Genomic DNA, 15,967 nt, shown 5'->3' with positions numbered 1-15,967 from the left:
TATATGTTTTTAAATAGATAAAATGCGCCGGGTCATGGACGAGGCGAGTCCAATTTAGAAAACAGGCGGGTGGGGAAAAAGTTTGGTTTGAATCATAATTCAGTTACTCCGATCTTGGTACGTCATTACGGACTGTAAGCTTTAATTTTCTTGGCCTGAATTGAAGTACGGTCCCTGGTTACGATAATTTTCGCAACGCCAAAAGTTTTATATAAATGCTCCTGTCTCTTAAATTTGCAGTACCGTCACGAGTGTCTAGGGACATTCTTTATGGGTGCAACCATTAAACACTCACCGTTAAAGAATAAATGAAAATTATAATTGCTGCAATTGTAACAACCCTCTGCTCTCTTCAGGACCCCCCCGTATACTATCCCTTAGCCCCGGGGAGCTCTTGGGTTTATAAAACTCCCGATGGATCGTTTGAAGATATTATAAATGAACAAAAGTTCACTCATCACAAAATCGATTACCTTCAAAATACAAGAAAGTACTCTGATGGAACCGTCGATATAACTTATTTCAGAATAGCGAAAAACGGCGCCGTCTACTACTTAGACAATAAGTCCTTTCTTGAAACCCTGGAGATTCCATCCAATCCAAAGATTGCCTTTCGATGGACTAGTGCTGACGATAAATGGCAATATGAAATTATTGAAGTTGGTGCAGCGCTGAAAACGCCTGCGCATATTTTTAAGAACTGCATCGCAATCAAAGCTCATTCAAACTCTAAAGACGGAATGACATACATAAATTATTACTCAAAAGGAATTGGGTTTGTTGGGAGTAAAGTTGACGGCAAACTTATTGCCTATCTTACACGATGGCTACCTAAACCAAGAAGAGTAACATAATTAATAATATGTCCCACGATTTAGTGACATTAATCGCGTACTTGGACGGAAGCGAAGTAGAGGCGCTCAAAACACAACTTGAACGTTCAAAAATTGCCTGTTTGATAAATCAACATGGTCCTAACACAGGTAATCGGCAAAATATGTATTTTGAAATTAAAGTGAGTTCTGAATATTTTTTCAGTGCGCGAAAAATAGCACAAGAATTCAAAGCATCTCAATTGATCAAAAACCAAAGATGCCCAAACTGCAAGTCTCTAGCCCGAGAACTTTTGCAGAAACCTACAATTTTTCAAAGGATAATATATATAGGAACTACTCCGGTGCGCTGTAAAAAATGCAAAACAGTTTATGCTCTGTAGGTGAATTATTAATCGTCTGATCTTGATACAGCCAACTGCTTTGCTTCTCTATTGGAAAAACACCACGGCTTGAAGAGTCGGCCGTGCCGAAAGAAACAATTTCACACTGTGTTTATCTTCCGCTGCTACATTTCTTGTTCAAACTCAGTGCTCACGTTTCAACCTTGTTTCAAACTCACCACTCCTGATAATCAAATTCTCGTTGTCCAATCTTTCTATCTCACCCTTCAGAATAACCACTCCGGTGCTATCGGTAAGCACAATCTGTTTGTGGTCGATGGCATAGGTGAACCTCGACTTTTCGTTATCAACCCACAGTCGCGCGCTATCGTGTTCCAAAAATAATATCGTCAGATCTTTTTCAGGTTGTTCAGTCGAAACCCACAGTCCACGAACCTGAGACCGTACGTTTTCCGCTTCCGCTCTTTCATAGCTGCTATAGAAAAAAACACCGACAAAAAGTACGGCTGCGTAAATTGCCGTCAGCCAGATTTGTTGCTTCTCATTCTTGTTCTTAATAACCACCGATCCCCACACCACAGACATCAGTCCACCTATCATACCAATCGCTCCGCCCATGGCGATGTTGTCGGAATGCAAAAAAATTCTCAGAACGATGTTGGTCAAAACAAACACAACAGCAATGCACGAAACCAACACAAGATTGGAGTTCTTCATAGATACTTTGATTTCGACTTGGTGAAAATTAATTCAGTTTAACAGAATCCATTTCCAGATCCTTCCACTGTCTCTTCTCTTTGTCAAACACAAATCGATCGTCAGGAAATTCAATGAAACGGTCTTGCTGAAATTTTGAGGTGTAGAGTTTCAGATCGCCGCCGGTCATCATGGTGTTGAAGAGAAAGAGTCCGCGTTTGGTCAGTGTGTCGTGCGGCATTTTCCAGGTTCTGAAAATTTCTTCGTAGGTGCTGAGCTTGCCGTGGCCGGCGTTCCACTTCAGGTTCACGGCAATGCCTTCTTCCATCGGTGTGATGCTCCGGGCCTTGCGCGCAATGAAAAGATGATAGGTGCTGTCGCGGGTGTCAAGCGCGCAATACATAATGTGCGCTTCCTTCACGGCACGTTCATAGTACCAATCGAACTTGGCGTCAAACTTTGTGTCGGGCGTTGCCTCCGGTGCAAGCTTCGACGCGTAGTGCATCACAGAAGTAAGAACCTTTTGTTGCTGTTCGGGAGTGAGGCATCCCTGAAGGTCGTAGTGTGTTTCTTTCTTCTCACAACTTGCCAGCGCCGCGGCAAGAAACACGATATAGGATAGTTGACGTTTCATTTTTTTATAAAAGAAAAACCCGGACAAATATCCGGGTTTTTCGAGACAAATTAATACGTATCAGAAGAAGAACAGACTAGTAGCTAGTGCTTTGGGGAGCGAAGTTGATCCACGCTCCATCAAGCCAGCCTGCGGTTGTACCCACAGCGCCGATGTATTCTGTTTTCTCAAGACCTTTAGCGGTAAGGTCAGCAGCGCCTGTGGCCAGCGAAGAACCGGCAGCAAGCACTACGGTTGCTTTCGGTGCGTCGATGCTTCCTTGCACAGAGAGACCAGCAAATTTCGAAGAGATGTCAACAGCAGTCAGTTCAACCACGTTGTCGTCGCCAAAATCATCCACGTTGAAACCATTGTCGTTGGTTCCGGTAGCGGGTGCTGTTGCCACAGTGGTGAATGCACGGCCGAAGTAGTTTCCGATAACCGATGCGCCTGCATCAGCTCCGCCTTTGCTGTCGGTCAAACGAACGGCAAAGTTTCCAGATGTGCCTGCTCCAACAACTACGGAATTGAGGAGGTGAAGCTTGCTGTGACGACGGATGTGCGCACCGTTTTGATAGTTAGCGCTCACAGTGTTGTTAACCAATTTCCCGTCTTTGTCTGGCTTAGTGTAGGCAAAAGGACCAAATGCCGACACGTTGGCAAATGTAGGTTCGGTAAACGGAATGTTGCTTGATCCGTTGCCGTCGTTATCTGATTCAAAAAGGTTAGAACCTGATTTATCGGCTACGTCAGGGTGACGGAACGCTGCAGCAAACTGAACCTTACCGCTGAAGCCGAAATCTGTATCGAAGTCGTCATCCCAAGTTCTGTAGGATACCAAATTTTTCACGTTCACTTTTCCACCAAACCACTCAACAGCGTCATCGCCAGAGTAAGAAACCTGGATGTGGTGAATGGTTGTTCCACTACCCACGCTGCCCAGTGTAAGGCCATTCAATTCGTTATCGGTCGAAAGTGCGATACCGGCAAACTCAATACGAACATAAGTTAACGTGCCCGAGTTGTCGTCGTCTGTGGTTCCGCCATATTGGCCAAGTGTGCCGGCGGTGATACCTTCAATGTTCACGTTAGCGCTCTGGTTGTTTGTGGCTTTGCCCAGCAACACCACACCACCCCAGTCGCCATAGTTTCTCAATCCGGCAGGAGCCGACGATGTGAAAACGATGGGGGCAGCTTCAGTTCCGGCAGCAATCAATTGTGCTCCTCTTTCAACAATCAAAGCACCTTTCGATACTTTGTCGCCAAAGATAACCGTGCCCGGCTCGATGGTAAGTTTTGCACCGTTGGTAACAAAGATGTTGCCCTTCAGCAGGTAGCGAACATTCTTGTTCCACGTAGCGTTGGCCGTGATGTTAGCATCAACCACAGTCACAGGTGTGAGGCTCGCTTCTGCTTCGTTTGTGCGACCTTGTGCATCGGTCACTGTAAACACCAGCGCATTGTCTGTGCCTGTGTAGTTGTAAACAAAGATGTCAGATGTTTTATCGGATGTATACGATTTGATTTCATCATCGCCCAAAGTCACGCTTGCCAATCCTCCGGGAGCTGTAACAGCAACCGTGATAGTAGCCTGGCCTGCGCCAACGGCGGTAATGCTCGCCGCAATAGTGGGGTCAGCATATGTAGGATCTTCGTCCTTACATCCCGACAGGGTAAGCATTGATACGGATACCAGCGCGAAGGCCATCAGCATCAAATTCTTTCTGATTTTTTCCATTTCTAAGAATATTTGAGTTTGAGATTTTATGGTTCAAAAGTAGAGTTGGCGTGTTAAAACACGATTAATGGAGTGTTAGCATTATATTTATTATCATAACAAATCGGGCCTCTGCGGCCCGATTCGTTATGAATTCAAAATAATTTTTAATGCTGATTTAACGCTCAGTTAATCTTGTAAGTCACACCCAAAGTGATGTATTGTCCAGGCTTGTAGGTTTGAATTGCGTCGTCGAAATCAGTGATTTTGCGATCGCTGTTCGAGTCCTGGATGAGACGATATTTTTGATTGAGGATGTCCTGAATACCAACTTTCACATCAAAGCGACGGCCCAGATCTTTGGAGATGGTGAGGTCGATTTGATTGCGGGGCATTTCGTATTGTGTCGGGTTAAGCGCAACACCCGACTGCTGGTTGTAGTCGCCCACCGCAAAGATTCTTTTTCCAAACACGTTGTACGAAACATTCACTTGCAAACCGTTGTCCGTGTCGGTGTAATAGAGACCGGCGTTCACAATGTATGGCGATTGACCTTGCATGGCTCTTTCTTTGTCCTGGTTTGTTGCCGATGCGGGCATCGTTACTTTGCTCTTGATGAGCGCCGCGTTGAACAGGAAGCTCAGCTTATCCACAAAACCACTGCTGGTTAAATTTGCCAGCGACTTTCTAACTTCCATTTCAGCGCCATAGTTGGTTGCACTCTCGGCGTTGATGAACGTGTAGATAATGTTCGAACCTTGCTGCAGGTTTGTTTCGATGGGGTCTTGGAAATATTTGTAGAACACACCCAACGAAATGCTTTCCGATTTCGAAGGATAGTTCTCCCAACGAAGATCCACGTTGTGAATGTTGGCATTCTTCAGATCCGGATTGCCATAGGTGTTGGCATTCTTGTCGAAGTCATAGTAGTTGAACGACGCCAGCTCTCTGAAGATGGGACGGTTAATGGTTTTGCTGTAGGCCAGGCGCACAAGGGTTTTCTCTGTGAAGTTGTAGCTCAGGTTCACAAAGGGCAGGATGCTCGTCACCGGGTTGTTCACCTTCACGGCGCCTTTGTCGTCGAATGAATTAAGCTCTTGCTTGTTGTATTCTACGCGCGATCCGATGGTGGCTTTAAATTTATCCAGGGGGATAAAGAAATTCACGTAGCCGGCGGTATACAGGTTCTTGGCCGTGTAGGCATCCGATTTGTTTGTGCCTTCGTTCAAATAAAACTCAGGCGTGGCAGGGTTGGCTTGCGAATCTTCGGGGTTAATCAGGTTGTCGCGTGTGAAGATAGCATTGAAGGGTCTGGTCAAAAACTCTCTGCTGTGTTCGGTGCCTGCCCAGTTGTTATATGAAAACCAGCGTGCGCCAAAATCGCGTTCGGTTTGCGCCAGGTAATAGCCCAACGAAAGCTTGGGTTGTTCTTCTTCGCTGGCTTCGGGCTTGAATTTATAGTCAACGTTCAACGTGTGTGTATAGATTTTTTCGGTCAGGTTCGAGAAGAATCTTCCGTCGGTGGGCGTGGCGCTGGGAGCAATGTTGATGGCATACGGCTCGGTGGTGCCGATGGCGCGCTGCGAACGCATGCGGCGATAGTCGGGCTGATCGGCTGTTGTAGACGCGTAGCCCAACACCCAGTTCACATTAATTCTGTCACTGAGGCTGTGCTTGCCCACCAATTGGCCGGTGTAGATGGAACGTTGCATGTAGTTGATGCCGATGTTCTTCACATCAAAGTTGTTCACGTCTTCCAGACCGGAGCGCAACGTGGTTTGATTGCTGGCTTGCTGGTTAAACAAGTTTCTGAACTCGATTTTGTTCGAAGGATTGAATTCAAAAATAAAATTGCTGATCAAACCCAAACGCACCGTGGTGATGTCGCGGTCGTCGTTGTATACATAGCGTCTTCCAACTTTTGTGTTCTTCGAAGGATCGAATGCTTCGTAGTAGTAGTTGTCCTGCTGAAGTCTCTGACGGGTGTTCGAATAGCTGAGCGATGTAACGTTCTGCAATTTCTTTTCGCCGATAAGCATAGATCGCGAGAAGTTGATGGTCGTGCGAAGATCGGGTGCTGCTGTGCCTGCATTGGCTTCCCAGTTGTTCTGAAGACCCGCTCCGGCTTCGCCGATGAGCTGACGATTCTTGTAAGAAGCCAGGCTGTAGCTTCCCAGATTTTTTGCAGGAAAGCTTCCAGGCAACGAACGCGTTCCATCATCAAAGCCCAGCCAATCTTTCGAACCGCCGGGTGTTGTGTTAAACGTGTTGAAGGTCGTGCCCAAACGCACACCGCCGGTCACATTCACGGACAATGAGTTTTCGTCCACAACACTTTTTGTTTCAATGTTAATTACCGCACCGGCAAAATCGCCGGGCAGGTTTGCGCCACCTGATTTATAGACCAGCATGCGGTCAATCATATTGCTGGGCACCAGGTCGAACGCAAAAGCGCGCGAGTCCACTTCGGTGCTGGGTGCAATCACGCCGTTCAGCAACACCACACTGTAGCGTTCGCTCAAACCGCGCACGTTCACAAAGCGGTTGTTCAAAATGGTTACGCCGGGAATGCGCTTCACAATCTGGGCCGCATCGCGATCTTGCGAAAGCGAAATCTGTTGTGCCGAAATGCCCGACACCACCAGCTGCGAAGTTTTGATATCGTTGATAATAGAAACGTCGGTGTCTCTCACGCGCGCGCCCGACACCACAATTTCGGTGAGCTGCGACGACTCTTCAAGGAGTTGTGTATTCACCTGTGTGATGTTGTCGGGATAGACGGTGATGCCTTTCAGCGTGTCTGATTTATAGGAGATGAATGAAACGATGAGCGTGTAGGTGCCCGCTTTCACTTTTGTGATCTGAAAGTCGCCGTTCACATCGGCCACTGCGCCTTGTCCGGTTCCGGCAATCATCACGTTGGCGCCGACAATCGCGTCGCTGCTTACCGCGTCTTTAATATGACCTTGAATGGAGCCCAGTTGTGCAAGAACTGTCCACGAAACCATCGATAGGGAAAGCGAAAGTAGAACGCTACGCAACATATAATTTTATTTGATGCAAAGGTCTGCCTCTAATATTACCTGACGGGGACGGCTTTATTACCAAATTGTTAAGAGAGGATTGCTTTAAAAAACGCGAAGGGTTATTGATTTCGCAGACTTACAGTTGCTAGGGTGATTATCAGCACGTTCGAATGTTTCGTCTTAACAATTCTTACAACTTCCTTTAATGTGCATAACCTCACCATAACAAAAGAAATAGCGTGTTGCATGAGGGTAAACCAAAATTGAATTTGGCAACGTACTATTGACGCTCCTTGCGCAAAAAAAGCCGCCCCGACAGGTCGGGGGCGGCTTCTTCTTTTCGTATTACGTCCGAAATATTACTTCGTGATTGGCACTTTGTTCAGGATCGCCTTGATCACATCGTTGGTCTTCACGTTGTCGGCTTCGGCTTCGTAGTTCAAAATGATGCGGTGGTTCATCACGTCGCGCGCCACTTCCTTGATGTCTTCGGGCAACACATAGTCGCGACCTTCCATGTAGGCCAACGCCTTCGCCGAAAGGTTCAGGTTGATGCTTGCACGCGGGGAGGCACCAAACTGGATGTACTGTGCCTGCTCGGCCAGTTTATAGTCGAGCGGGTTGCGTGTGGCATACACCAGCTCAATGATGTAGCGCTCCAGCGATTCGGAGATCTTCACCTTGTTCACCTGGTCTCGGATACCAAAAATATCTTCCTTGCTCAGAATAGTGCTCACCTGATAGTTGAACTGCATGTTCGAAATGCGGCGCATGATTTCGATCTCCTGCTCTTTGGTGGGATAGTCCACAAACACCTTCATCATAAAGCGATCCACCTGCGCTTCGGGGAGGGGATAGGTGCCTTCCTGGTCAACGGGGTTTTGTGTGGCCAGCACCAGAAACGGGCGGTCCAGTTTGAAGGTAGTCTCACCAATGGTCACCTGCTTTTCCTGCATGGCTTCCAGCAACGCCGACTGCACCTTGGCGGGCGAGCGGTTGATCTCGTCGGCCAGGATGATGTTGGCAAAGATGGGGCCTTTCTTCACCTCAAACTTTCCATCTTTCTGATTATAGATCATGGTGCCCACCAAGTCGGAAGGCAACAGGTCGGGTGTGAATTGAATGCGTTGAAAGTCGAGGTGCAGCACTTGCGCGAGGGTGCTCACCGTCAGGGTTTTTGCCAGACCGGGCACCCCCTCCAACAGCACGTGGCCGTTGGTGAAAAGGCCGATGAGCAGGCGGTTCACCATATATTCCTGGCCCACCACCACTTTGGCCATCTCGGCATATACCTGCCTTACTTTCTCTTTGTGTTCTTCGTGTTTTTCGACAGATAAGGCTTCCATGCAGGGTTTTTAAATTCGGTTTAAAAATCAAAAATAAGGCAATTCTAAAAAAATGCCCTTTAAAAATGTGATGTCAGGTAATTTTTCCGGCAGAATGAGCCGTGTGGCTTTATAGCACCACCACTTCCGCTCCCCTGGGATTAGTGATGTAGGAGTGCACCAGGTTTTTTACGGTGGGCGTTTCCACGCTTCGCTTCACATAGGTGCGGGCCGATTCAAGGTCGGAGATGGCGGCCTGGCGGTCGAAAAATCCAAAGCCCACATAGGCACCCCGTTCCACCAGCACCAGCGATTGTTCCTCAATGTTCCGGCCTTTGCCGATGATGGCCACCGACTCGCCGTCTTCCTGGAAGGATTGTATGCACTTGACGATGCGTTTGTTATATTTTTTGGCCGACTCCACGCCCATGCAGGCACCGTGGCAATCGCCCGCCTGATAGTCGAAACAAAGCCCCTTGGCCACCTGAAGGCCGCTTAGTTTGGGGCACAGGTCGAATTCGCGCACTTTTTGCCACAGAAAATTCCACGCCTCGCTTTTGTTCCGGAAGCGTTGCAACGGCCGTGTGCCCTTCATCACCAGGTTCACCGAAAAACGACGGTATCCGTTCTGATCTTCGTATTCAAAAATGCCCCACTCTTCGGTTTTGAATTTCTGAGCCTGATTGTATTTCGGCCACAACCTCCGGATTTCCTGCGACTCGAGAATGAGCGCGATCAGTTCGTTGCCCGTTAGCTCGTAGCTGATGTGATGTATTTCGTTTCTGATTTTTGACCGGCTCCACTCGCGGGCATCGCCGCTGAAGTGGCCTGCAATACGCTTCTTGATGTTCAACGCCTTGCCTACATAAATCACATCACCCCGCGAATTCAGGAAATAATAAACGCCGGGCAGGGCGGGCAGCTTGTCGAAGTCTTCTTTGGGCAGATTGGGTGGCAGAATGGTTTCGCCCGAATTGCGTTTCAGGGCTTTCACAATCTGGCCATCGTGGTCGCGACGCAGCAGTTGTTCAAATACTTTCACGGTGGCCGCCGCATCGCCATCGGCGCGGTGGCGGTTTTGGATTTCGATGCCGAGACTTTCGGCCAGGCTTCCCAGGCTATAAGAACGCAGGCCGGGAATGATTTTGCGACTAAGGCGCACCGTGCACAGTTTCTTCGATTGCCAGTTGTGGCCGCAGCCTTCCAGTTCTTTTTTCAGAAAAGAATAGTCGAAGTGGGCGTTGTGCGCCACAAAAATTTTTCCATCCAGTTGTTGAAAGATTTCCGAAGCCACTTCTTCGAACGTGGGCGAATCAAGCACCATTTCGGTGGTGATGCCCGTGAGGCCGGTGATATAGAAAGGGATGTTCCGCCCCGGATTGATGAGCGTTTGAAATGTGGCTGTGATCTGCACACCGTCATGGTGGTAGATGGCCACCTCGGTTATGCGATGGTTTTCTGCGTAGCCTCCCGTAGTCTCGATATCAACAATGGCGTACATGGGCGTAAGTTAAAATTTGACAATTGAACCTAAAAGCAGAAATTGAATCAAATTTAATGAACGCGAAAATGAACGGATTGATACGTTTTTTGCTCTCCGGCCTGGCCGTTTTTCTCACCGCCTACATCCTTCCCGGCGTGCACGTGGAACATTATGGCTACGCGCTGCTGGTAGCCGCCGTGCTGGGATTGGCCAATTTTATCATAAAACCCATTCTGATCATCCTCACCATCCCCATCACCGTGGTCACCCTGGGGCTTTTCCTGCTGGTGATCAACGCGCTGATGATTTTGCTGGTCGACTATCTGGTGCCTGGCTTCTCGGTCGATGGTTTTTGGTGGGCGTTGGCGTTCAGCCTCATTCTCTCCATTTTCAACAGCCTGTTCACCGACCTGTTCAAGGACGAAAAAAAATAAAAACAAATCTCTCCCGGGCGCTAAACCCGGGTGAGCTTGTTTCAGTTTGCCAACTACATTCAAAAGAGATTATACCCAGCAAGGTCGAGAGAGGGCCTTATAATGTTGGGTGAGAAAGTTTCCGGATAACGGGGAAAGAGTTTTCGCCTTCCGGCTAATGCATAGTCAACACCGATGGTTTTAATTCATCCGCGTGTTGGAAAGAAGATCATTCCATTTTTTGTCGGGCTCAGGTTTCACCTGGTCGTTCACGATGCCCGCCAGCAGATTGTCTACTTCGGTCATGGCCAGCATGGCAGCCACGCCCAGCGCGTTGCCGAGGTGAAGTGTTTTTTTGTCTACTTCGTCCGACAGGAAAATAACAGGGGTGTTTCGGTTCACAGAATTTGTGCGTACAGAGCGCACAAGTTCAAAACCTGTGACCACAGGCAGGTCGGTGCCGCAGATTATCAGATCGAAATGTTCGATTCGCGAGGTTAGGAGCCCATCCAAACCAGATTCAGTGTGAAGAACAACGGGATTGCAATTGCTAAGCACCGACTTTATTTGGCTAACGATATTTTTCTGCCTGTGAACCACAAGGATTTTCATTGTCTGTATGTGTGGTGTGAGAAACATTTAACTTTCCTTGAAACCTTTTACGAAAGGTCGCACATGGAAGTGAATATTTATGCGAACTGACCACCCTAAACCAGCACAAGAAAACAGGGATGCCGGAAAAAAGGCCCACACACGTAACAAAAACGACGATTTTGCCTCGACAGCTCCCTGTATTCTGGTAGTAAAATGTTACTAGAAAAATAGTACAATTATACTACTCCGCTTCTCTTCCAACGACCGGAATCTTGCCCACATCAGCTGATCACCCCGGTTTCGTAAGCATACTTCACTAACCCCACAATATTGTTTACACCCACTTTTTCCATGATGTTGACACGGTGGTTGCGCACGGTGTTTTCGGACAGAAAAAGACGTTGCCCGATTTCCTTCATGGTGAGCTCACGACAAATGAGCAGCAAAATTTCAGTTTCGCGATCGGTAAGTTCCGCTTGTTGAAACACGGGCCGCTGACCCGTTTTGCGGTCCTTCACATTTTTGCGCAGCACAGACGCCACCAGGTCGTTGTGATAAAAGTCTTTTTCGGCCACCGAATAGATGGCCCGTTCCAGCTCGTCGGGCTCCGTGTTTTTCAAGAGAAACGCATGCACACCCATCTCCATCATGTGGAGAATAAATTTGTTGCTATCGTGCATGGTGAGGATAATGATCTTGATGTCGGGAAATTTCTGGATAATGTGTTCGCAGGTTTCGGCACCATCCATCACGGGCATCTGCAAATCGATAATGGCCACGTCGGGGGCTTCATATTTGATGAGCGTGAGCAGCTCTTTGCCGTTCTCGGCGTCTTTCACTTCTTCTACCCGCGGGAAGGTGCGCAACAAATTCACCATCGCTTTGCGAAAAAGAGTATGGTCGTCGGCGATGTAAACTTTATACGATGCTTTCATGGGGGATGGTGAGTGTGATCTTGCTTCCTTTCTTGCGGTGCGGCTCAAAGTCGAGGTGCGCGTTTAGCAGGCGCACGCGGTTCTCGATGTTGAAAAGCCCTAATCCTTTACCACTATGGGTCACGTTGCGTTGCACTTCAATCTCAAAGCCCACGCCATCGTCTTCCACTTCCACCACCAGGTTGTGAGCCGCGCGAATGGTAACATCGATGATGGTGGCCTGCGAATGTTTGATGGCATTGTTGATAAGCTCCTGGATGACGCGAAAAATCATCAGCTCTTTCTTCGGGTCAATCGTCGGCACATCGCCTTCCTCGTGAAAAGACACGGGCAGCAGCGAAGTGGCCTGAAAGCGATCGCAAATTTCTTTCACCGCCTGCACCAGCCCAAACTTCTCCAGCGTAGAGGGCATGAGGTCGCGGCTGATCTGTCGCACCGAGGCGATGGTGTCGTCCAGCATTTTTTTAGGTTGTTCAATGCTTTCCGGGTCGGGAATTTGTCGGGCCAACGTGGAGAGGCCCACGCGGATGGTAGAGAGCATGCCCCCAATGCTGTCGTGCAGGTCGCCGGCCACACGGCGCCGTTCATTTTCCTGCGACTCGAGCGCGGCCTCCATCATTTTCTGTTGATAGTCAAGTTCCAGTTGTTGCAGCTTCACCTGTTCCTGAATCATCTTCTTCTGATAGAACACCATAAACATGATGATGGCGATGGAGAGCAACAGCATGGCCACCGTGCCAACGGCTATGATGAGGGCAACCTGGTATGCGGGGGATCCATCCATGACCTAAAACTTGCGAGTAGAGAAATTGACTGCAGCGAAGTTGTTATGAAAAGTTCAGGAAATCAACTTTGACAGCTACAATTTGTGATTTTTCAGAGGGGAAATCCCGGTTTTTATTGGCCAGCCTAATCCAGTTTACCGCGGCTTGCCTGTTCACGTCGCTCATTCCGAATATTATTCAGGTCGACTCCCAAACCGAAAATAAAAATCAACAATTGAAAAATCAGAAGACAGTTGTGCAGTGTCCAATAGATCAACATGTCGTCGTAGAAGAATTTAATAATGTAATTGGTGAACAGATAAAGAAAAAAAACGCCAGCGCTGTTTATAAGAAGACCAGCAGAGAAATAAAACATCGGCAATCGTTGAATTTGATATTTGGGCATGTCTGTTAGCAGGCGATAGAAATAAAAAACAGAACAACACAGAACAAAAAATGAGTGCATTATAATCGAATAGCTATTTATATTCATTTGTTGTACAAATAGAATATTAACGATGGCCAACATTGTTAAAATCCCAGCAGTGGGAAATAGAAATTTACCAAAGCGTCGCCCAAAACCGTGATAGAAAAGTGCAGCAACAACAAAGAAATCAAGAATTACCCAGCACGTATTTGGTATGTTGATTTCTTTTCCCTTCAGGGGAAGAATGGTCGTTACTACACCAACTAAAAAGCCATTGAAGTTTATAAGTCCTAAAAATTTAACTTCCCACGATCGACGTTTGACGAAAATCCAGGCCAGCAACGCAATTAAACCAGAGAGGTAAAAATTTATTTGAATGGTTATTAGAAAAAACTCGAATGTCATTGAAGTTTATGCGCAGCGCTTTTTATTTCATGCTTTGCTCGAATGTTTCTCAAATCTACCAAAAGGCCTCTTATAAAAATCAATTGTTGAAAAACCACTACGTAGTTGTGAAATATATAGTAGATAAGCACATCCTCGTAGAAAAATTTCACTAAATAATTTGTAGCGGCGTAAAGAAAAAAAGTACCGGCTCCGTAAAACAGAAATGCAGCAGAAAAATAGAACATTGGCAACTGTTGAACTTGTTCAACGGGAAGGGTCACCAAAAGTCTGTAGAAATAAACAACCGCCAAAGTCAATACGAAGGATGCGTACGCCATTGATGTGTACGTGTTTATATCCATCTGCTGAATGTATAAAATATTAACAATACTAAAGACAGTAAAAAAACCGGCTACAGAGAATAGTATTTTTCCATAACGTCGACCGTAGGCCTGAAAATAGAGAATCGCGATGGTTAAAAAATTCACGATGAAGTAACATAATGTGGGGATATTCACTTCCTTTCCGCGTAGTGGAAGTGTGTGCATAACAATTCCTATCAAAACGCCGCAAAAGCTTATAAAACCAATTGCCTTGACTTCCACCGACCTCCTACTGGAAAATAAAAGAGACAGCAACAAGATCACTCCGGAGAGGAAGTACTCAATTTCACCTAGAAACAGATAATGCTCCAGCGTCATTGTATAGGTCACATTAAACCAAGCTAGCCAGTTTCAGAAAGATGCAAAGGCGGAATCATGGGAGTGCAAACAAATGCTACTATTTAGGACAATACGGGGGACAGGGAGTTGCGTAGTCGTCCGCTCCGAGATCAGTCGGCACATCATCGCGCCAAAGCAATGTGCCGTCTTCAGTGGTTCCCACCATAATAAGATCAACAACTTCTTTCTTGGCATATTCACTATACTTCAGCGAAAGAAAAAAGCTAATGCCCGCGCAGTTCGGCTGCTTGAGTATCCTCTGAATAGCGTCTGTTCCAAAAAAAACCGATTTCGTATCGGTGCCTTTGTCACTTCTTAACTTTTGATCATACTCTGCGATCCGGGCTTCGGCTTCTAATTTAGGAATGCTTCCGCCCACGGTGGGTTTAAATTCGTCTGCCATACGTTGAGGGTAGGTTAAGGTTTATTATTGCCCCGTAAAGTAGGAATTTTTTTTCATGAAATTTTTTGCTCGCCGCTTCGCGCATATCTTTGTTTGCAACCTCACGCCCGCCATGAAAAAATCTCAGCTTTCAAAACTTACCCAAAGCGTGCACGCCGGCTCGCCCGGCGATCCACAGTTCAAAGGACTGGTCACGCCCGTGTTCCCGTCGTCAGCATACGATTACGAAGGCGTGCCGGTCAGCCTATACCCGCGCTATTTCAACACCCCAAACCAGCTGGCGGTCACCGAAAAACTAATGGCACTCGAAAATGCCGAAGACGGTCTCGTCTTCAGTTCGGGCATGGCGGCCATTCTCACCGCCCTTTTTGCCATGCTCAAAAAAGGCGACCACGCCATTTTCCAGGCCGATCTCTACGGCGGCACGCTCCACGCCGTGATCACCGAGTTGCCACGCTTCGGCATTGACTACACGCTGGTGGACGGCCAGTTTCCTGAAAATTTTGAAAAAGCGATCCGCCCCGAAACCCGAGTCATCTACATAGAAACACCGTCTAACCCAACCCTGAAAATTACGGATATCCAGGCCGTTGCGACCATCGCGCACAAACACGGCATCGTCTCCATCATCGACAACACGTTTGCTTCGCCCGTCAACCAGAATCCCATCGACCTGGGCATCGACATTGTGGCACACAGCGGCACAAAATACATCGGCGGTCACAGCGACATTTGCTGCGGCGCCGTGCTCTCTACCAAAGCCCTCACCAAAACCATTTGGGAAAGTGCCATCCACTTTGGCGGCTCGCTCGATGCCCACACGTGCTGGCTGGTGGAACGCAGCCTCAAAACCCTCGTGCTCCGCGTGCGACAGCAAAATCTCAATGCCCTGGCCATTGCCCAATTTCTCGCAACCGATGCGCGTGTCAACAAAGTTTTTTATCCCGGCCTCATCTCTCACCCTGGCCATGCTGTGGCAAAAGCACAAATGCCGGGTGGCTTTGGCGGCATGCTTTCGTTCGAGACAAAAAGCGATGCCCACGTTTTCATGAGCAAGCTCAAACTCATCAAGCGAGCCGTCAGCCTCGGTGGTGTGGAGTCTACTGTCACGTCGCCAGCCAGGACGTCGCACGTCAAAATGAGTCCGGCCGAACGCCAGGCCATCGGCGTCAACGACAACCTGGTGCGTTTCTCCGTGGGCATCGAAGAAACCAACGACCTCATCAACGACATCAAACAAGCGCTATCGTAACCAACGGCAGGGCACAGCGCAAAAATAGCGCAT

15 protein-coding genes are annotated in these 15,967 nt (G+C 47.8%); 3 read left to right on the top strand and 12 right to left on the bottom strand.

What is annotated here, in order from left to right:
• The first annotated feature begins 308 nt into the window (after nt 1-308).
• Nucleotides 309-854, top strand: coding sequence for a hypothetical protein (locus tag JI741_RS11845; protein ID WP_202009542.1), 546 nt, complete (start codon nt 309-311; stop codon nt 852-854).
• 506 nt (nt 855-1,360) lie between these two features.
• Here the strand turns inward: JI741_RS11845 and JI741_RS11840 are convergent.
• The 6 genes from JI741_RS11840 to JI741_RS11815 all read right to left on the bottom strand — a co-directional run bounded on the left by JI741_RS11840 (nt 1,361) and on the right by JI741_RS11815 (nt 10,055).
• Nucleotides 1,361-1,894 carry a hypothetical protein gene (locus JI741_RS11840; RefSeq protein WP_202009540.1) on the bottom strand — a complete coding sequence of 178 codons (534 nt, stop codon included), beginning with the start codon at nt 1,892-1,894 and terminating at the stop codon, nt 1,361-1,363.
• A gap of 28 nt (nt 1,895-1,922) precedes the next feature.
• Nucleotides 1,923-2,507, bottom strand: coding sequence for a hypothetical protein (locus JI741_RS11835; protein WP_202009538.1), 585 nt, complete (start codon nt 2,505-2,507; stop codon nt 1,923-1,925).
• Between the two features lie 76 nt (nt 2,508-2,583).
• The gene (locus tag JI741_RS11830; RefSeq protein ID WP_202009536.1) at nt 2,584-4,224 is read right to left on the bottom strand and encodes a beta-helix domain-containing protein; all 1,641 of its coding nucleotides are present in this window, start codon (nt 4,222-4,224) and stop codon (nt 2,584-2,586) included.
• 164 nt (nt 4,225-4,388) lie between these two features.
• Nucleotides 4,389-7,247: a TonB-dependent receptor gene (locus JI741_RS11825; RefSeq protein WP_202009534.1), complete on the bottom strand. Its 2,859-nt coding sequence runs from the start codon at nt 7,245-7,247 to the stop codon at nt 4,389-4,391.
• Between the two features lie 341 nt (nt 7,248-7,588).
• Nucleotides 7,589-8,575, bottom strand: a complete 987-nt coding sequence (locus tag JI741_RS11820; protein WP_202009532.1) for an AAA family ATPase — start codon at nt 8,573-8,575, stop codon at nt 7,589-7,591.
• A gap of 109 nt (nt 8,576-8,684) precedes the next feature.
• Nucleotides 8,685-10,055: an exonuclease domain-containing protein gene (locus JI741_RS11815; RefSeq protein WP_202009530.1), complete on the bottom strand. Its 1,371-nt coding sequence runs from the start codon at nt 10,053-10,055 to the stop codon at nt 8,685-8,687.
• Between the two features lie 68 nt (nt 10,056-10,123).
• On the opposite strand from JI741_RS11815, the gene JI741_RS11810 reads away from it, so the two are divergent.
• On the top strand, nt 10,124-10,471 hold the full coding sequence (locus JI741_RS11810; protein WP_202009528.1) for a phage holin family protein: 348 nt from the start codon (nt 10,124-10,126) through the stop codon (nt 10,469-10,471).
• A gap of 180 nt (nt 10,472-10,651) precedes the next feature.
• Here JI741_RS11810 and JI741_RS11805 read toward each other — a convergent pair whose 3' ends face one another.
• The 6 genes from JI741_RS11805 to JI741_RS11780 form a co-directional block, all read right to left on the bottom strand.
• Complete coding sequence (locus tag JI741_RS11805) at nt 10,652-11,062, bottom strand: response regulator (protein ID WP_202009526.1); 411 nt, start codon at nt 11,060-11,062, stop codon at nt 10,652-10,654.
• A 263-nt stretch (nt 11,063-11,325) separates the two neighbouring features.
• Nucleotides 11,326-11,979: a response regulator transcription factor gene (locus tag JI741_RS11800; RefSeq protein ID WP_202009524.1), complete on the bottom strand. Its 654-nt coding sequence runs from the start codon at nt 11,977-11,979 to the stop codon at nt 11,326-11,328.
• Nucleotides 11,963-12,763, bottom strand: a complete 801-nt coding sequence (locus JI741_RS11795) for a sensor histidine kinase (protein WP_202009522.1) — start codon at nt 12,761-12,763, stop codon at nt 11,963-11,965. The genes JI741_RS11800 and JI741_RS11795 overlap by 17 nt, the downstream gene beginning before the upstream one ends.
• 125 nt (nt 12,764-12,888) lie before the next feature.
• Nucleotides 12,889-13,575 (bottom strand): hypothetical protein, encoded by a 687-nt coding sequence (locus JI741_RS11790; RefSeq protein ID WP_202009520.1) that lies wholly within the window; start codon nt 13,573-13,575, stop codon nt 12,889-12,891.
• Nucleotides 13,572-14,270, bottom strand: a complete 699-nt coding sequence (locus JI741_RS11785; RefSeq protein WP_202009518.1) for a hypothetical protein — start codon at nt 14,268-14,270, stop codon at nt 13,572-13,574. Before JI741_RS11785 ends, JI741_RS11790 begins: the two co-directional genes overlap by 4 nt.
• 67 nt (nt 14,271-14,337) lie before the next feature.
• Nucleotides 14,338-14,682: a hypothetical protein gene (locus tag JI741_RS11780; RefSeq protein ID WP_202009516.1), complete on the bottom strand. Its 345-nt coding sequence runs from the start codon at nt 14,680-14,682 to the stop codon at nt 14,338-14,340.
• Nucleotides 14,683-14,794: 112 nt separating this feature from the next.
• Here JI741_RS11780 and JI741_RS11775 point away from each other — a divergent pair, with 112 nt between their 5' ends.
• Nucleotides 14,795-15,934, top strand: coding sequence for a trans-sulfuration enzyme family protein (locus tag JI741_RS11775; protein WP_202009514.1), 1,140 nt, complete (start codon nt 14,795-14,797; stop codon nt 15,932-15,934).
• Nucleotides 15,935-15,967 lie beyond the last annotated feature (33 nt).

It is taken from the genome of Chryseolinea lacunae (assembly GCF_016735595.1).
Classification (GTDB): Bacteria; Bacteroidota; Bacteroidia; order Cytophagales; family Cyclobacteriaceae; genus Chryseolinea; species Chryseolinea lacunae.
The sequence above is the reverse complement of the archived record's forward strand: the minus strand, read 5'-3'. Positions and strand labels throughout refer to the sequence as shown.